The following is a 17,858-nucleotide window of genomic DNA, read 5'->3' on the forward strand; positions in this document are numbered from 1 at the left end:
TCTCAGGTGCGCGGCGGAGATTCCGCCTGGCTGCTTACCGCCCAAACGCTTTTTTCAGCAACGGCTCCATCTCACCCTTAGCGGCCATCGGATCGAGGATGTCCGTGTCGCCATAAAATTGACCATCGATGAAGACCTTGGGCAGAGTGGGCCAATTCGTCATCTTGGTCAGGGCTTCGCGCTTCGCCGGCTGAGAGAGCACGTCGATCAGCTCATAGGGATAGCCGTACTTGTCGAAGAATTGCATGGTCTCCAGTGTAAAGCCGCACATCGGCATGGTCTTCGTGCCTTTACCGTAGATCAGGATCTTGTTCGCGGCGATTTCTTGTTGGATTTCGTCCTGGATCGGATCTCCCATGGCTTCCTCCTTATACTTCGTCCTTCGTGCGGGCCGTCAGTTCCAGCGCGTGAATGCGTCCGTCCTTCATCGGCGCATCGAGAGCCTGATAAATGAGACGGTGCCGATCGAGCAAGTTCTTGCCCCGAAACACCTCGGATACCACCACCACCTTCAAATGGTCCATGGTTCCGGTGCGGTCGGTCATCGTCACGGCTGCATCCGGCATCGTGCGTCTAATGTAGTCGGTCAGGGTTTCAGCTGTAATCACCCTCGTCTCCTCAACGAATCCCTCATGGCAGGCTATTGAAAGAATCCTTCAACTCCGGTCTCGCGTCGCTCAGACTCGAGATCGTGATACCCGGCTGCCCAAAACACTTTTCCCACATCCTAATGGCTAGAGGATACCGTAGGGGCTTCCAGAAACGCAATTTCCCATCCACCCGATAGTGGATCAGTTACCGTCAGCAACACGGAAGCATGTCATTCCCGCAAAATCGCCAATCAGTCAAGTCCTGGCCACACACGCCTACTACGGATTCACCATGAATCGGTTTTGATCCGGCCGTTCAGACCTCACAATGGTGATCGGCGTTGGCTTCGCTCCGAATCGCTCGTGAAACTGAAGGTATTTGCACGCGAAGCTGCTACCCACGATTGGTACGAATCTTGGTTAGCCTGCCGGGGGCGTTATCTATTTGCGGAGGTATGCTTATGAGTTCTGTCATGACATTCACAGTCGCTGGAGTGTTGCTGAGTTCTTTGCTGCTGTTGCGGCGTAGCTGGTGACTCATGCCGACTCTGTCTGTGGCCACTGTAAATAGGAACAGCAGATTGGTGGTGGATATCAACGCCTGGCGGTGGATATGAACCAGCCTTCAAAGTCCTGCGAAGCCCGCTGGCTGCCAAACCCCCGCGAATCAGCGACTTCGAGCGATTCCTTCAGTGGCATACTGGTTGCTCACCACCTGCGGTAGAAGCCACACAGATACCAAGACAGATAACATGAACACATCATCAATCTACAAGGAGGGCATCATGGGAGCAGAATTTACATCGGGATTCTTCATGCCGGATCATGCCACCAATGGACGCGTGCTGGTCGTCGACGATGAAGCCGACATTCGGAAGGTGGTGCGCATGACGCTGCAGAAAGCCGGCTACGACGTCCTCGAGGCCGAGAACGGCGAGAAGGCGATCGAAACCATCAACGCCGGGGAAAACCGGCTGCTGCTCGATGTCGTGATCTGCGACATTCGCATGCCGAAGATCAACGGAGTCGAAGCGATCGCCTACTTCCGCAGCAACTATCCACGGGTTCCCCTGATCGTGCTGACCGGATTCCCTGACACCGATATGGCGACGTCGTTGTTGCGCCAGGGCGTCGTGGACTATCTCGTCAAGCCGGTCGAAGGGGAGAAGTTACGGGAGGCGGTGGCCCGCGCCATGGGTCAACGCGAGCTTGCTCATCTCTAAATGAGTACGGTGGGCCGCATGCGAGACGATCGAGGGAGAACCGGTCGCCGGTTCTCCCTCCGCCTTTTGGAGCAGCGCCGTGCATAACTTGACGGACAGCGCGGTGGTGTCGGCTCTCGCCCCCACCAAAGTGGTCATCCTCGGAGCCGGCCGCGGAGGCACGGCCCTCCTCGATCTGCTGCATCAAATCTCCGCCATTGAAATTCTCGGCATCGCCGATCGCGATCGGCGAGCCCCCGGCCTCCAGCGCGCAAGAGACCTTCGCATCCCGGTCACCGACCGGGCCGAAGATTTGATTGCGAAGCATGACGTCAACTTGATCATGGACGTGACGGGTGATCCCCATATGGAGCACGTCATTCGACTCCATCGGCATCCGGAGACCGACGTGCTCAGCGGGACCGCTTCCCGGGTCCTGTGGGAGCTGGTTCGGCACGAAGCCCGACTCCAGGCCGAGCTCTTCCATGCCGAGAAAATGGCCGGCGTCGGGAATTTTGCCGCAGGCATCGCCCACGACATCAACAATCCGCTCCAACTGATTCTCGGGCTCGCTGAAAATCTCGCGGAGGAACGAGACCTCCGCACGATCCACGAGCAGGCCAAGGACATCATCGAGGCGGTCAAACGGACCAGCGCGATTTGCCGGGACCTGACGCAATATGCCCGCAAGTCTTCCGTCAATGGCGACAGCCAGGTGAATCTGAACCTCCGATTGGACGAAGCTCTCAAGATCGCCCGCTACGCCGCCAGCTTCCACGACATCACGGTGGTCAAGCGGTACGGCACCGGCGCCGTGACGACGGGCAATCCGGACGAACTCCTGCACGTGTTCGTGAATCTCATCACCAATGCGGTCCATGCCATGGATCGCGGCGGAGGAACCCTGACGCTGACCACCGAGGCCGCCGGGGACGCGATACGGGCGAGCATCGCCGACACGGGGTGCGGCATGTCCTCCGAGGTCGCCGGCCGCATTTTCGAGCCGTTCTTCACGACCAAGGGGCCGGGCAAAGGAACGGGGCTCGGGCTCTACAACGTCAAAACCATCGTCAACAGGATGCTCGGCACGATCACGGTCGATAGCCATGAAGGCACGGGCACCACCATCACCCTCAGCTTTCCTCCGCCGCGCGGGGTGCCGCCATGAAGGCCTCGAGCGTCGAGCCGGCTTCATCGACCCGCGGATGGCGTCTCCGGACCAAGCTGATCGTCTCGATGCTGCTGGTCGGGATCGTCCCCCTGCTAGTGGGGCTCGGTATGGCCTTTTGGCAAGGGTCCCGGGAGATCAACGAGGTCAGTGGAGAAAGCTTCAAGGCCCTCGCCACGGAGGCGGCCAGGAAGCTCGACATCCTGATCGGTGACGAGATTTCACGCACCGCGCGCATCGCGTCGGATCCGCTCATCATTAAAGAACTTGAGCGCCGCCGCGACGTCGTTCAAAACCAGTCCGCCTCTGCGGCCACCGCCGCCGAAGACCAACGGGCAAAATGGGACTCCGCCGATCCAGTCACGGTCAAGACCATTACGGAGAACCCGATCGCCGGCTTGCTGCATGAGTATTACACGGGGGCCAGGAGCGAACCGGGAGAGATCATTCCCCAGGTCGTCCGCGGCGCCACCAAAATGCTGTTCGTGACCGACGTCCAAGGGCATCTGGCGGCGGCCCTCACCACCAAGCCGAAGTTCGACAACGGCGGGACCGCCTGGTGGAAGGGTGCCTACAATAAGGGCGTCGGCCAGCTGTACATCGAAGACGTCTATTTCGATAACTTGGCCGATACCTACGTGTTCTCCATCTCCATGCCGATCATGGACAGTCTGCGTTACGAGGCGGTGGGGGTACTGCGACGGGTCATCGACGCCAAGGAATTTTTTGCGCCTTCGACCCATCCCATTCGATTCGGCAAGACCGGTCACGTCATGCTGATCGACAGCCGGGGGATCGTCATCAGCTGTCCCATCCTGCCGACCGGCGTATCGCTCTCGGACGCCAGTCTCGTCCCGTTGGTCACACCGCGCCAGCCGGGATGGACCGATGCGCCAAGCGACGGGCACGGAGGCCGATCGGCTTCGATCATCGGCTTCGCGCCCCTTCCCGAAACCAGCCGCAACACGAACGGATCGTTGGAGCTCGGATCCTGGCACACGTTCGTATGGCAATCCTCCGACGAATTGTTCGGTCCCATCCGGCACCTCCTGACCTGGATGACGGTCTTCGCCCTGATCGCGATGGCGCTGCTCGCGACGCTCGGTTACCTCGCCGCCACCCGCATCGTGACGCCGGTCCGCCAACTGCAGCAGGCAGCCCAATCGATCGGACGCGGGGAATTGCGGCAAACCATCCAGATCAAGACGGGCGACGAGCTCGAAACCCTGGCGGAAGAGTTCAATCGGATGAACCGGCAACTGGAAGCCGCTTTTGCCGGATTGACCGACCAGGTCACCCTCAAGACGCAGGAGGTTCAATACCTGCGCGAATCCACCGACCAAATCCTCGACGCCGTCCCCACACCCATCCTCATCATCGGCGATGACGAGTCGGTGCAGTACGTCAACCGTACCGGTCGCGAGGCATTCGACCTGGCGAACAGCGATCTGAAATCCCCTCGCCTCTTCGAGATTCTTCCGCTCGGGACTTCCCAGCAGCAGCAGATACGCCGGGAGCTCCTCGGCCTAACCGCACGGGCTCCGGCCGAACCCGCAGCCGGAACCGAAACGGAATCCGACACGACGCCCGTCCTTCGCGACCCTCTCGCGCCTCAACTCAACCAGGATGCGGAGGATCACCGGGCGGAACTCCAACTGGGTGATCACCTGTACCGCTATCAATGGTTCCGTGTGAGCGGACGGCCGGGTGAGGCCGATCGAGTCGGACTGGTCCTGCGCGACACGACCGAGGAGAGCCGGATGCAGGAGAATCTGATTCAGGCCGAAAAGTCGGGAAGCCTGGGCATCCTCACCGCCGGGATCGGCCACGAACTCAACAATCCCCTGTTCGGCATTTTGGGCCTGGGCGAGGCCATTCAGGAGGAAGGCGACCTCGGTCGCGCCAAGTCATACGCGCATGACATCGTGCAGCACGGCCGGCGCATGGCGTCCATCATCAGGGACTTTACCGGCGTCGCCACGCGCGAATCCTCCGACCAGCGCCAGACTGTTCCGCTGGAACGCGAGCTTGATCTGGCGCTGGCCACGTTGGCGGTGGGAATGGACATCTCCGCGTTGACGATCGAGCGGTGCTATGCGGGTGACACCTGCGTGAACGCATCGCCAGACCAACTGCGGCAGGCCTTGAGCAACATCCTCCTGAACGCCGTGCAAGCCATGAGAGGGCGGGGCCTCCTGCGTCTGACGACCGTGACGACCGGCGCCACGGCCTCCGTGACCATTACGGACTCGGGGCCGGGAATTCCCAAACAGCATCTGTCAAAGATTTTCGACCCCTTCTTCACGACCAAGGGGCAGGGAGAAGGGTCCGGTCTCGGCTTGACCGTCGCCCGCCGCATCATCAGAAAATTCGGCGGCGACATCCGGCTGGAAAGCGTCGAGGGGCAAGGCACCTCGTGCGTCATCAGCTTTCCGGTGCACCCCCGTTCCGCTTCCTCCAAGGAGGTCTCATGTACCGTCTCCGATACCCGCGTCATGTCGCAGCCGTGACATTCGTAGCCTTATGGGGCTGGAGCGCTTCCACGGCGTTTTCCGCGAAGGAGGCCGCGCCGTCGCCGGGCATTGCGCCGGAGAAGGTGGCGAGCTACGTCCACGCCGTGCTGCAGGCGGACCGTACGATCTATACGAATCAAGTCGTCAACCGCATGCAGGAGAAGGGGGTGGTATCGGCGGCGGAGCATTGGGAGCAGGACAATGCGCTTCCTCTTCCGGCGCAATTCCTCCAACATTCCGGCCGGCTGGTTGCGGAGAGCGGACAAGGAATCCGCTATCGCTTGATCGGCTTGTCCCCCATTTACCAGCGCAACGCCCCCGCGACGGACTTTGAGCGCAAGGCCCTCGAATCGCTGAATCGCTCCTCGGACGCGCCGGTGACGGGCATCGTCACCAGCGGGCGAAAACAATACTTCCAGGCCATTTATCCTGACCGAGCCGTATCCTCCGCCTGCGTCAGCTGCCACAACAGGCATCCACTCAGTCCCAAGCGGGACTTCAAGCTCAACGATGTCATGGGAGGCATCGCCATCACGATTCCGCTGGATTAACGGGGGCAGGCCCGTTGCGTTCGGCCAGTACGTCTTGCGGGAAGAGTCACGACAGGGCGGTTCAGGGAGCGGGCACGGTCTGCTGATATTCTTCCCGATAAATCTGCAGCGCGGTAATGAAGAGACTGACGAGAACCGGTCCGATGAAGAGGCCGATCAGTCCGTAGAGAGCCAGGCCGCCGAGGACGCTGAAAACGAGAAAAAGGACGGGAATCTCGACGTCCTTGCCGATCAACCAGGGCCGCAGAACCTGATCCACCGTCGAGACGACCCCGAGACCCCAGGCCAGCATGGCCACGGCTTTCCACATCGTTCCAGCCCAGAAGAGATAGGCCACGACCGGCCCCCACACGAGAGCCGTCCCTCCGAACGGAATCGGCGCGAGAATAATCGTCAGCGCGGTGAGCACCACGGGGAACGGCACCCCAAGCACCAAATACGCCAGGCCGGCCAGTAGGCCCTGAACCACCGCCGTGACAAGCATGCCCTTGACCACGGCCCGGACGGTTTGATCCAAACGAGTGAGGATTTTCTCCTTATGTGACCGGTCCAGCGGGATGAGATCATTGAGCACGTGCGTCCATTCCCTGCCCTCTTTGTAGAAGAAAAAGAGCACCATCAGCATGATGAAAAAATCCGAGACGAGCAGCAACGTGTTCTTCAGCAGACCGCCCATTTGATCGACGAAGAACTGGCTGAGAAACTTGGCCCCGGTAATGACCGATTGCTCCACCGAAATCTCTTGGAGGTTCTTCCCGGTGATGAGGGTCCGGAGCCATTCGCCGACGATCGGCACGGCCGCCACCTGCTCCGGCAAGCGATCGAGCCCCCCTTCCGCAATCCAGGACCGGACCGCCTTTTCCGCGTCCCTCGTTTCGTGCACGAGCAGGATTCCCACGACGATCAACGGCACCACGACGACGGCCAGCACGCCGATGGTCAAGATCGAGGCGGACAACGTGTCCCGCCCGCCGAAGGCCCTGGTCAACCGTTCATGAAGCGGATAGGTTGCATGCACGAGGAGTGCCGCCCAGAGAGCCGGAAACAGGAACGGCTGCAGGATGAGTCCGATCTGATAGAGGAGAACGAGAAGCAGTCCGAAGAAGACAACCGTAAACGGATGCGGTCTGGTCATGCGCGCCTGGATCCCGTTGACCAGTGCACTATCGCTAGGCGTTCGACTCCTTGTCAAGGACGACCACGTGCTTGCTTCGATGAGTGGAGAGCTCGTGCACGGTGCCGGGAAGCTTGGGCAGTTCGTCCGGCCAGGACGCCACACCCATGTCCGTGGAGCCCTGCAGCTTCGCGCCTTCCTCCATCATCAGCACCGGAGCATGGATTTCCCCGATCAGGACGGCGGTCTTGAGCAGCTGCACCCGCTCGCTGGCCGTGACCTTGGCCTTGATGCGGCCGCTGCTGACCACCACGCCTGCGTCGATGGTTCCCTGCACCAGCCCCTCCTCGCCGATGATCACTTGCCCGTTGGTGTGAATGTCTCCCTCGAGACGTCCGTCGATCCGGACCGTGCCCTCGACGCGAATCTCGCCCCTCAGTTGCACACCCCTGGCCAACAGGGTGATGTTGTCGTCGCCGGAGAATCCGTTTTTCTTCATCGAGGCCCTCCTCACGCAATGTCACGCCAGCTTACACCAACCCCCTTCAACGACCTAGCAGATAATCGAAACCCCGACTGCCAACCTCAATTTCCAATCGCCGACAGCCGGAGGCGCCTCCGGTTTACGACAGGCCGAACGAGCGCCGCAACCGCTCCCACATCCCGCCGCCGTGCGTCTCGCAGTAGACGCTCGGTTCGGTCCCCTCGATGAAGACCTCCGCCGTCTGCTCGGGGCATTGGGACGTCGCCAGCTGCCCGGTTCTCGGATCGACGCGACGCGTGACGATACCGGTTGGAATCTGAAACCGCGGAGACCGCTCCGGCACGACGCGCCTGGCGACGTCCATCCAAATCGGGAGCGCCGCCTGGCTCCCGGTCAGACGGATCGGCTGCTCGTCATCGAATCCCACCCACACGCCGATCGTAAGGTCCGCCGTGTAGCCGACGAACCAGGCATCACGATACCCGTCGGTCGTCCCCGTCTTGCCAGCGACCGCTCCGGCGAAGCCGAGCGTCCGAGCCTTGGTCGCGGTGCCCCGCTGAACGACGCCCTCCAGCAACGATGTCACCACGTAGGCCGCCTGCGCCGACACCGCCTGCTTGCGGTCCGGCGTGGCGGCCCAGAGAGACGCCCCTTGGCGTTCGGCGATCGATCGAACCACGGTCGGACGAACCCAGATTCCCCCGTTCGCGACCGCACCGTACGCCGAGGTGATTTCCAGCAGCGAAACGGATGAGCTGCCCAGGGCGATCGAGAGGTCTTCGGTCAGCGGACTCGTGATGCCAAGACGCCGAAGAAGGTCCGTCACGGCACGGGTGCCCACCGCTTGAGCGATCCGGACAGCCGGCACGTTGAGCGACTGCTCCAGCGCGCTGCGCAGGGTCACCCGGCCCCGGAACTGGCGGTCGTAATTCTTGGGAGACCAGGCGCCGGTATCGGACTCGAACGTGACCGGTTCATCCGCGAGCAGACTGGCGGCCGTCAGGCCAGGCCCTTTCCCTTCCCGGGACGCCTCCAACGCGGCCAGATAGATGAACGGCTTGAAGAGCGAGCCGGCCTGCCGGCGGGCCTGGACGGCTCGATTGAATTGACTGAGCCGATAGTCTCGTCCGCCCGCGAGGGCCAGAATCGAACCGGTTGCCTGCTCCAGAATGACGATCGAGGCTTGAACCGGCTGTCCTGACGTTGCAAGCGATGGTACGGTCCGCTCCAGCTTCTTCAACCCATTTTCCACCGCGTCGGTCGCGACCTGCTGGAGAATCGGATCGAGCGTGCTGTCGATGCGCAGTCCTTCCGGCAGCGGCGTTCCGACCGTCTCTTCCACCTGCCGCAAGGCGGCATCCACGAAATACGGCGCGTCCGCCAGCACGTCGTCGGGCGGCATCACCCGAAGCCGTTCGTTCACGGCGATTTTCCATTCTTCCTCCGTGAGACGCCCCCGCTCGCGCAGCGTGCGAAGCACGACGTTCCGGCGCTCGACGGCCGCCTCCGGATGCTTGGTCGGCGCATACGTGTTGGGACCTTTGATCAAGCCGGCGACCAGCGCCGTTTCCGCGACGCTGAGCTGGGACAGCGACTTCCCGAAGTACCGGTGCGCGGCCTCGCTGATCCCGTAGATCGAGACGAACCCCGCCTGGCCCAGGTAGATCTCGTTGAGGTAGCTTTCCAGGATGTCCTGTTTGCGATACTTCACTTCCAGCACGACGGCGGCCAGCGCCTCTTTCATTTTCCGCACGAACGTCCGTTGCGGCGAATAGAAGAGATTCTTCGCGAGCTGCTGGGTGACGGTGCTGCCGCCCTGCACGACGCCGCCGCTCGTCAGGTTGCGCCAGACGGCGCGGCCGATCGCGACCGGATCGATGCCGACATGCGAAAAAAAGCGGCGATCCTCGACGGAGAGCACCGCGTCGACGAGGGACGGCGGCATGTCCGCGAGCGGCACCCATTCTCGCACCTGCCGGGATCCGCCCCGCAATCCGCTGATCAGCTCTGGTTCCAGATAGACCGGGAAAACGGGCGTCCGATCCGGCATCGAGAGCACTTCCGTGATCGTACCCTGATCCAACGTCAGCTGGATCATACGGGCCTTCAAAAGGCTCTCGGGCTGTGCGCGCACATAGATCGTCAACGACTCGGGCGCCAGGCGATAGTCTCCGGGGGTGGCGACGTCGCCGGTCACCGCACGATAGCCCAGCCGCTGCAATCGTTCGGGCAACCGCGCCTCTTTGACCGACAGATCGGCTTTCAACTGAAACGGCGCGGTATAGAGCCGCAGCGGCGGGTGGTCTTCGCGTTTCGGCAATTCGAGAAACGTTGCGAGGTAGGCTCCGTAGCCGGCCACCGCCAGCAATAGGAGCACTCCAAGGCCTGCCGCGGCCAAGACGCCTCTCATCAGCCAGGGAGAACGCACGATTGTTCGAATCCCTGCACGCATGACGGTTACCAAGACCGGACTTCAAGCCGAGCCCGGATGGACGAGCAACGATCCCAACGCCGGCCGGAGCGCCGACTCACTGCTGCAGCCTAGATCCCGGGCGGCCGTCGGGGAGATTTCGTGACCCGACTTTCGACCATCTCCTGCGTTTCGCCCGTTTCGGCCGAGCCTTCCCGAACCATATCGGCCCTGTCGTAAATCAGATGCGCCTTGGAGCCGATGACCATGCCGACTCCGGCCATCAACAGGCCGAGAAGCTGGGGCGGCCAGACGGGCTGTTCGGAACTGAGCACTTCCCCCGCGATCCAAGTCGCAAGACCCAGCCCGATGGCACACAGCGCGCCGACGATCGTGGCGCCGCGCCAGTAGAGGCCCGCCGCCAGCGGAACGAACGCCGCCACCAGTGTGACCTTGTAGGTATTCACCACCAGTTGATAGATGCTGGCGTCCGAGCTGATGGCGATCGCCAGTACGATGACGGCAAATCCCACCAGCACGATCCTCATCATCCTGAGAAGTCCCCGTTCATCCAGCCCGGGCATCAATCCTTTCAGGACGTTTTCACTCAGGGCCACCGAAGGAGCCAATAACGTCGCGCTCGAACAACTCATCACGGCCGACAGAACGGCGCCGAAGAACAGAATTTGCGCCACGGCCGGCGTGTATTCGACGATCAATGTCGGCAGCACCAGTTGTGAATCCTCCCGGAGCAGCGTCCCGAACCTGTCCGGATCCACGAGCAGGGCCGCATAGGCCAGGAACATCGGAACGAAACAGAAGGAGAAATACAGGGCGGCCCCGGCAAGCGATCCCCGAACGGCCGTCCGCTCGTCCTTCGCGGACGTGATCCGCTGGAACACGTCCTGCTGCGGAATGGAGCCCAACATCATCGTCACACCCGCGCCGATGAACGGGATCCAGGCGTCGAGCGACGCCGCCGGAAAGAATTCCAGTTTGCCCGCTTGCGCCGCGTGGCTGAGGACGGCGCCGGCTCCTCCGGCCAGGTCGCTCACGACCGAAACGATGTACAACAATCCTCCGATGATCACCGAGAGCTGCACGAAATCGAGAATCGCCACGGAAAACATGCCGCCGAACGTGGTGTACGTCAGGACGATCGCGGCGCCGATGACCATCCCCGCCTGTTGGCTCACTGCACCCTGCGTGACGACGTTCAGGACCAAACCGAGCACCTTGAACTGCGCGGCCACCCAGCCGACATAGGACGCCACGATGCAGAGCGTGCACAGGACTTCCACGCGGCGGTCGTAGCGCAACCGGTAATAGTCCCCCACGGTGAGCAAATTCAGCCGGTAGAACCGAGGGGCAAAAAACAGCCCGGCGAGCACCAAACAGAGGGTCGAACCGAACGGGTCGGCCACCACGCCGCGCAGGCCCTCTTTGACGAAGGTGGCGGACATGCCCATGAGCGCCTCGGCGCCGAACCAGGTCGCAAACACGGTCGCCGCCACGATCGGGAGCGGCAGAGAACGGCCGGCGACGGCGAAATCCTTGGTGTCGTGCACGCGCCTGGCGGCGTGGAGTCCGACCCCGACCGAGACCGCCAGATAGAGAATGACGAAGGTAAGAATCATGCAGGCTAGCCTGCGCTCCAGGCTGGACGCGCAGTGTACCGTTGCATTGAATCCGGCGCAACTATTCCCGCTGATCATCGCCGGACCGGCACGTCCGCCATTGCCGGGGCGGCCATCCGAGAAAAGTATTGAGCTTGCCCGTCAGGTAGCATATGGTGTGAAGGTTTCTCCTTACTCTCACAAGAAAGGATCTCTCATGCGTCCAGTGACGATCGTGACCATGCTACTGAGTCTGATGCTGTCGGCCATACCCGCCGGCGCCGCGGATCCTTCCACCGACGATCAGAAAACCTTTTATGCCTTGGGATTGTTGATCAGCCAGTCCCTGACCCCTTTTGCGCTCACGGAGTCCGAACTTGACTTCGTGCGATCCGGCATGAGCGATGGTGTCCTCAAGAAAACTCCGAAGGTCGATCTGCAAGCATTCGGTCCGAAAGTCAATCAGTTGCAGCAGGCCCGCGCCTCCGCTTTGGCCGACACCGAAAAGAAAGCCGGCGCCACGTTCATCGCGAAGGCGGCGGCCGAGTCCGGGGCAAAAAAGACCGAATCCGGAGCCATCGTGACGACCATCAAGGAAGGCAAGGGCGCGACGCCGACGGCCACCGATACGGTCAAAGTGCACTACCATGGCACGCTCATCGACGGCACCGTCTTCGACAGCTCGGTGAAGCGCGGCGAGCCAGCCACGTTTCCTTTGAATCAGGTGATCAAGTGCTGGACGGAGGGCGTGCAGCTGATCAAGGTCGGCGGCAAGAGCAAGCTGGTCTGCCCCTCGGCGATCGCCTATGGAGACCGGGGCTCACCCCCGACCATCAAGCCGGGCGCCACACTCGTCTTCGAAGTGGAGCTGCTCGAGATCGTGAAGAAATAACGTCTTCGGCGGCGGGCCGATGCCCTATTGGCCCGCCCCGAATTTCCGCTCGAACGATCCGGCCAACGAACCAACATAGTTTTCGCAGCCCGGCTTCGATTCCCGCGCCAGACAGCTTGCCTATCTGATCTGATTCCAGCGAATCCGGCGTTCACTAAACGAGCAAGACAGATTGGGAATCCTCAGCGTATTGTGTTTGAATAAAGCTGTGGACAGGAATGCCATGGGAAATCAGAAAACAAAAGATATTTCAATGGCGGACAGATTAATCGCATATGAACATGAGACATGGAGCTTGATTAAACGGAATGATCTGAATGGGTTTGCAAGCTATCTGTCCGAGGATTTTTATGACATCTTCCCGGATGGAAAAGAGAGGACAAAATCGGAACTGTTGGATTTTCTCGGCGACGCGGATCTAAAAGACTATCGACTCGGCAATTTCCGGGTGACCCTGTTGACTCGGGATGCTGCCATCGTCACGTATCATGTAGACGCTCGCGCCATCATTCAGGGCAAAGAGATTGCGATGAGGAATTCCGTTACATCGGGATGGGCGAAGCGTGGCGGGAGGTGGTTGAACGTGTCCGCCGTAGCTTCCGCGCAACCTCCGCACAACTCAAATTAAAATGAATCACCATGAAACACCTTCAGGTTCTTATCGTCCCTGTGGGTCTCTTGTTCGCGATCAATACGACGGCACTAACGAATGCGGTCTCCAAAGTCGAGCCGCTACCGTGCGATTTGTTTCCCGGTTTGGTCTGCCTACCAGGATCGCCCTCGCCAATCTGAACTTACCGTCATCAACGAGGAGACAAATTCCTCCGCACCCATTCAGCTCACAGCCTTGAGCGTCGGTCGGTGGATAGATCGGATGGGTCGTTGCTTGGTCAGGCCGGATGAGAGACGCGAGAGATTTCTTCGCTCGATGACGGCTGCACCGGAGCCATCGCCGGCGCAGCGAACCAGCGATCTTTCGACACGACCTTCGGCGATTCGGGATCGCCTTCGTAGGACGGAGTCATGATCTGCACCGCGTGCTCGTTGCAGCGATCCAGAACGTTGCGGTGCAAGCGCCGAATAGACCAGGCGCATCGTCGAGGGATCGTCGCAGTAGGCGTAAACGTTGGATGAAGCGGGCGAGGCCGAACCAGGAAAGACAACAAGAAGGACGACGTACGCGAGGACTGATCCTCAGGGTCATGGACGGTCGCCTCCTTTAGTGTTGAGGCGCCGACCCAAGAGGCAAGTCAATCTCTCCCTTCTCATCGAACGGCAATTTGAAACTGCTCGGAGACTCGACGAAGGCCGTGCCCTTGAGTCGATAGACAAACTTGTTTCCATCCGGATTTGCCGCATTTCCAGCTTGACCGAGGTTTTCGACCTGGCGCAGCAGGCTCCCCAGGCTCGTAATGACTTCGACGTTCACCACCTCGGACCCGAACCGCGGGATCTTGACCCGTTCACCCGACATGCCGTTGCCAAACTCCTTGCCGTTGAGTTCGATGTCGCACCGCAGCCCGTTGATGCCCAGTTCCTTGTCATTGGGATTCTGAATCCGCAGCTGGACGTCGAATCGCTGTTCAAAGAGCGCGAAATCTTTTGGCGCGATGTTGGCGATGCTGACCTTGGGCGGCTCCATATCGCTCGGCACCGTCGCGCAGCCCCAGACGAGCATCGATGCGATCAGCCAGAAGACAGGCCATCGGCTCCGCTTGTTGATCATAGGAAGGTTCCTTCCATTTGCGCTCCTTCACGGAAAAGACGGCGGCGCGGATATACCGCGCCGCCCTTCCCACACGTCTTCTGTTACTTCATCAGGCTTGTGAGGAAGCTCTGAGCCTGTTCGCCTCCCGACGTGCCGACAAAATCTGACAGGACCTTGGAAAACTTTCCCACCTTGTCCCAACTCATGCCCAACTTGGAGTAGGCCGCCTGCAAAGCCGTTGGGTCACTGATCGGACCCGTCACTGCGCCGAGGTCCTTCGCAGCCTTCATGTAACCTTCCGTTCCAGGCACATATTTCGTCAACGACTCGAAGTCAGGGGGTGGGAGTTTTTCCTTCGCCATCGTCAGGGTGGACCCGAGGCCTCCCTTGGCCTGGTTGGCCGTCACGTCCAATTGACTGGTCAGGATCTTGACCAATGGGTCCGTCATTCCCTTCGTATCCATACCGGCACAGCCGGACACCGAGAGGAATGCACAGACCAAGAACCCCGTGAGAATGATCGAACGATGCATAGCTGCCTCCTTTCAAGTTTTGCCGGCGTTTCCGTCCGACGCCGGCACGATAGTGGCACGATTGTGACTCGTACACGGCGATTTCCGCCGTCGTTCCGCCGGTCGCAACGGCCTATGCCGTCACCTTCGCCTTCGCCGGCTCGAGAGCCGAACCGGCCGACAGCTCCGGCTGCTTGCGCGTTACATTCTCCCAGAAAATCCTCCTTGCGAGCCGCCTCCAGCCGACCCTGTTCCTCGGTCATGGCGTCCTCCGCGTCATCGGACAACCTAGCCGTCCCATACCATCGGACGGGATGGTGGTCCAACCACGTTATACAGCGAGCGCTCAGAACGGCCTACTGTCAAATTTGACAGTGGCCGAACAGGGAGGGGTCAACAGGGAATATCGACGGCCGGGTCACAAAGGAGCGGCGGGATCGTCTTCGGGCGCATGCTTGATGTGGACGTGTCACCCACGCCCGGTGTGCCGTTGAGGGGAGGACCGCCGGGGAATCCCGGCAAGCCGCGTCCGACGGTACCGAACGACTTTCCGATACTGGAACTTACCGCCGTATTGACTCCCGGCGCGACCTGGGCCGGCGTCACCCCTCCGGCTGCTCCGGCTGTGGTCGTGGTATCGAACGCCGTCGGCTGTTGCGACAGCGGCACGACGCTCTGGGTGCCGTTCAGAGAAGGTGAGGTGCTCTGTGTGTCGCCGACGGCCGGCAACCCGAGCAGCAGCACCGTCAACGTCAGCAGAAATACCCGGTTGGTCATACGTGACATACGGTTACCTGACCCAAGGCGGCGCCGTCGTCGGTGGCGGCGTCATCCGCTCGAGCGGGCCCGGCCCTCGTTTCGGCGGTTCCGCCGGAAGCGACAGCCCCTCCGTCATCCCGTCAGGCTTAAAGCGGACGACGAGGGCGCCCATGACGTCCCAACGTTGAAAATTTCTGCGCGAGGACCGCGGATGCCGGTTGTGACAATCGACGCACGACTGAACCAAGGCCAAATCGGCCGAGAGGGCTTTGAATTGATCGCCGTCCATAAAACCCACGAACCGCTTGTCCCGGTTCTTTTCCAATTGAATCAGGGCGTTCACTTCCGCCGTGGTCTTGGGACGGTTGGCGGGATTCAGCGGCGCCAAACCAATGAGGCCGATCTCGAGCCCATCCACTTGATCCGCCGCCCCCTTGACGAATTGGGCCGGAAGGGGCAGGAGATGCGCATTCTTCTCCCAGTCCTCTTGGACCGACACGCCGGTTCCCTTGATATGTTCGACGACTTGGAGGACGTACGCGGTGCGGAACGCCTTGACGACCTCCAGGATGTAACGGGCGGTGGTCTCGAATGAAGGGTCCGCGGCATGTGCAGTCCAACCGGCGACCATCAATAGTCCGGCAAAACTGAACCCTGTCGCCCAGTACAACCGTCGCATGATCGGAATCCTGAGATCGAAGGAACCTTGATCACCGGTGGGCTGGAATCCAACGTGCAGCCTACCCGATCCGGTTGTGACCCGTCAATCTATGAGTGGACCACACGTCGGATGGCACTATTGCGAAAGCCTCGTCAGCGCATTTTTGGTGATCCGCGAAATCAGAGGATCATCCAATCGCCTGACCCATTCTGTGCAACCCACGGTCAATACCGTTCCTCCATTCGTCCATATGCCCATGACGGCGGCGCCTTGTCGCAAATCGGCTCCCCAGGGTGTGAACCCGTCATCCCGCCCAAACAGGGCTCTCGAGTGCACGGTTGCCTCATAATCGGGCATGCGGCCCGGAGCAAGCGCTAGAATCTGAAAGTCCTCAGGGCAGCCGTCGCGGTGACTCGCGGTCGGGATTCCCTTGTCCCACTCGATGTCGCATCCATCACACTCGTAGCCGATACAGCCCACATCAGGAAACCGTTCGGGCCTTCCACCTGCAGACCACAGGCCGTCGAACAGCCAGTGATCGGGTTGATAAATTCTGTACGGAACAGGAAGCGGATTGAGCGCACCGTAGCAGAAACTCACTCCGGTCAGCCGGTGTTCCGGCCGATTGGCTCCCTGGAGATGACTCCATAGTGCGGCACCGTCCATTGCGCCGTCCAGGATCATCCGCGAGTCCGACATATCCAAAAGGACCTTTCGATAGGACACGTTCCCGCTGAGAAAGACGGCGTTCCCTCCTTGGCGCACATGTCGCTCGACGGCGTTCCTCATCCCCGCAGACCAATATTCATCATGGCCGACGCTGAGGATCAGCCTGTATGACTCCAAACGCTCTGGTTGCCGCTCCAAATCCTCGTTCGCGGCGTAGTCCAGATCGATGCCGGCTTGCTCCGCCCACTGGACGAACGGCCATTCCCATTTGTCCCATCCGGCATAGCGGTGGTGACGACTCGGGATGCCGGTTTTTCGGCAGTCGTAGGGGGAGAGAAAGCCCATTGGCAACGGCCGGAGAAAGGACGCGACACGCGCCTGATCATAGAAGCTTCCACGGGTCGAGCGAAGTGCGTCCCCCTGAGCAGCACCGTAATTGTTGTAGGCAAAATAGGTGTTCGTCGACAGGATCAGGAGTATCCCGGGCTTGGGGGCCGAACGTGGCGAGCGCACGATGAAGAAGCCTTCCCCGTCGCCATCGGCAGCGTGCATGGTCACGTGATAGAAGCCGGGCTTCCATTCGGCCGGCACGTCAAACGTCAGTCCACTGCCTCCCTCGCCGTCCCACCGGCAGCCGGATTCGGACGCATCGGCCGGAATGGCCTGTGGCTCCACCCAGACCGGCCCCGACCAGACCATTTCCCTTCTCGCCCCAAGTCGGTTGACTGTAAGCATCGCTCTGATCCGGCTCTGGGACGACATGAAGAAGGACACCCGTTCACCGGCTTCATAACTTCTCCGGCCGGCGTACCCCTCGATGAGCGAACGGCCTCCGTCCATCCAGGAGATCGAGGGACATGCGGCGGTCTGAGGAGATTCGGAGCAGGCTCCGAAGACCGAAGGTCGCGAGAACGCCAGGCCGGCCAAGCCGAGGCCGGCCGAGAGAAATTGGCGCCGACTCCACCCCTCGCCGGTCACGACGGGCGGTGTCCCGATGAAGCGATGGGGA

Annotated in this window: 18 protein-coding genes; 6 read left to right on the forward strand and 12 right to left on the reverse strand. The window is 60.9% G+C overall.

Features of this window, described 5'->3' with window-relative positions:
* Positions 1-34 precede the first annotated feature (34 nt).
* Positions 35-358 (reverse strand): glutaredoxin family protein, encoded by a 324-nt coding sequence (locus tag NSJP_RS01950; RefSeq protein ID WP_080885261.1) that lies wholly within the window; start codon positions 356-358, stop codon positions 35-37.
* 10 nt (positions 359-368) lie between these two features.
* Positions 369-608: a BolA/IbaG family iron-sulfur metabolism protein gene (locus tag NSJP_RS01955; protein WP_197685465.1), complete on the reverse strand. Its 240-nt coding sequence runs from the start codon at positions 606-608 to the stop codon at positions 369-371.
* Between the two features lie 734 nt (positions 609-1,342).
* Between NSJP_RS01955 and NSJP_RS01960 the strand changes: the two genes are divergently transcribed.
* The 4 genes from NSJP_RS01960 (at position 1,343) to NSJP_RS01975 (ending at position 6,024) form a co-directional block, all read left to right on the forward strand.
* Entirely contained in the window at positions 1,343-1,813 is a 471-nt protein-coding gene (locus NSJP_RS01960) for a response regulator (protein WP_231989462.1), read from the forward strand.
* 79 nt (positions 1,814-1,892) lie between these two features.
* Positions 1,893-2,960, forward strand: a complete 1,068-nt coding sequence (locus NSJP_RS01965) for a sensor histidine kinase (RefSeq protein ID WP_155969783.1) — start codon at positions 1,893-1,895, stop codon at positions 2,958-2,960.
* Positions 2,957-5,470: an ATP-binding protein gene (locus NSJP_RS01970; protein WP_080885264.1), complete on the forward strand. Its 2,514-nt coding sequence runs from the start codon at positions 2,957-2,959 to the stop codon at positions 5,468-5,470. Before NSJP_RS01965 ends, NSJP_RS01970 begins: the two co-directional genes overlap by 4 nt.
* Positions 5,431-6,024, forward strand: a complete 594-nt coding sequence (locus NSJP_RS01975) for a Tll0287-like domain-containing protein (RefSeq protein WP_080885265.1) — start codon at positions 5,431-5,433, stop codon at positions 6,022-6,024. The genes NSJP_RS01970 and NSJP_RS01975 overlap by 40 nt, the downstream gene beginning before the upstream one ends.
* A 61-nt stretch (positions 6,025-6,085) precedes the next feature.
* Here NSJP_RS01975 and NSJP_RS01980 read toward each other — a convergent pair whose 3' ends face one another.
* The 4 genes from NSJP_RS01980 to NSJP_RS01995 all read right to left on the reverse strand — a co-directional run bounded on the left by NSJP_RS01980 (position 6,086) and on the right by NSJP_RS01995 (position 11,669).
* The gene (locus NSJP_RS01980) at positions 6,086-7,159 is read right to left on the reverse strand and encodes an AI-2E family transporter (RefSeq protein ID WP_080885266.1); all 1,074 of its coding nucleotides are present in this window, start codon (positions 7,157-7,159) and stop codon (positions 6,086-6,088) included.
* Positions 7,160-7,193: 34 nt separating this feature from the next.
* A complete protein-coding gene (locus tag NSJP_RS01985; protein WP_080885267.1) occupies positions 7,194-7,637 on the reverse strand; it encodes a bactofilin family protein in 444 nt (147 codons plus the stop codon).
* A gap of 124 nt (positions 7,638-7,761) precedes the next feature.
* Positions 7,762-10,050, reverse strand: a complete 2,289-nt coding sequence (locus tag NSJP_RS01990) for a transglycosylase domain-containing protein (RefSeq protein ID WP_172834094.1) — start codon at positions 10,048-10,050, stop codon at positions 7,762-7,764.
* Between the two features lie 113 nt (positions 10,051-10,163).
* Positions 10,164-11,669: a sodium:solute symporter family protein gene (locus tag NSJP_RS01995; RefSeq protein ID WP_080885269.1), complete on the reverse strand. Its 1,506-nt coding sequence runs from the start codon at positions 11,667-11,669 to the stop codon at positions 10,164-10,166.
* A gap of 196 nt (positions 11,670-11,865) precedes the next feature.
* Between NSJP_RS01995 and NSJP_RS19835 the strand changes: the two genes are divergently transcribed.
* A complete protein-coding gene (locus NSJP_RS19835) occupies positions 11,866-12,540 on the forward strand; it encodes an FKBP-type peptidyl-prolyl cis-trans isomerase (RefSeq protein WP_080885270.1) in 675 nt (224 codons plus the stop codon).
* Positions 12,541-12,763: 223 nt separating this feature from the next.
* On the forward strand, positions 12,764-13,168 hold the full coding sequence (locus tag NSJP_RS02005) for a nuclear transport factor 2 family protein (RefSeq protein ID WP_080885271.1): 405 nt from the start codon (positions 12,764-12,766) through the stop codon (positions 13,166-13,168).
* Positions 13,169-13,430: 262 nt separating this feature from the next.
* On the opposite strand, the gene NSJP_RS19105 is transcribed toward NSJP_RS02005, so the two are convergent.
* The 6 genes from NSJP_RS19105 to NSJP_RS02030 all read right to left on the reverse strand — a co-directional run bounded on the left by NSJP_RS19105 (position 13,431) and on the right by NSJP_RS02030 (position 17,827).
* Complete coding sequence (locus tag NSJP_RS19105) at positions 13,431-13,574, reverse strand: hypothetical protein (protein ID WP_155969785.1); 144 nt, start codon at positions 13,572-13,574, stop codon at positions 13,431-13,433.
* Positions 13,575-13,759: 185 nt separating this feature from the next.
* Entirely contained in the window at positions 13,760-14,266 is a 507-nt protein-coding gene (locus tag NSJP_RS02010) for an LEA type 2 family protein (protein WP_080885272.1), read from the reverse strand.
* 83 nt (positions 14,267-14,349) lie between these two features.
* The gene (locus NSJP_RS02015; protein WP_080885273.1) at positions 14,350-14,781 is read right to left on the reverse strand and encodes a DUF2780 domain-containing protein; all 432 of its coding nucleotides are present in this window, start codon (positions 14,779-14,781) and stop codon (positions 14,350-14,352) included.
* 372 nt (positions 14,782-15,153) lie between these two features.
* On the reverse strand, positions 15,154-15,546 hold the full coding sequence (locus NSJP_RS02020; RefSeq protein WP_080885274.1) for a hypothetical protein: 393 nt from the start codon (positions 15,544-15,546) through the stop codon (positions 15,154-15,156).
* Positions 15,547-15,550: 4 nt separating this feature from the next.
* Positions 15,551-16,198, reverse strand: coding sequence for a c-type heme family protein (locus NSJP_RS02025; protein ID WP_080885275.1), 648 nt, complete (start codon positions 16,196-16,198; stop codon positions 15,551-15,553).
* A gap of 117 nt (positions 16,199-16,315) precedes the next feature.
* Complete coding sequence (locus NSJP_RS02030) at positions 16,316-17,827, reverse strand: N,N-dimethylformamidase beta subunit family domain-containing protein (RefSeq protein WP_080885276.1); 1,512 nt, start codon at positions 17,825-17,827, stop codon at positions 16,316-16,318.
* Between the last annotated feature and the right edge of the window lie 31 nt (positions 17,828-17,858).

Origin of the sequence: Nitrospira japonica (assembly GCF_900169565.1) — a bacterium.
Classification (GTDB): Bacteria; Nitrospirota; Nitrospiria; order Nitrospirales; family Nitrospiraceae; genus Nitrospira_C; species Nitrospira_C japonica_A.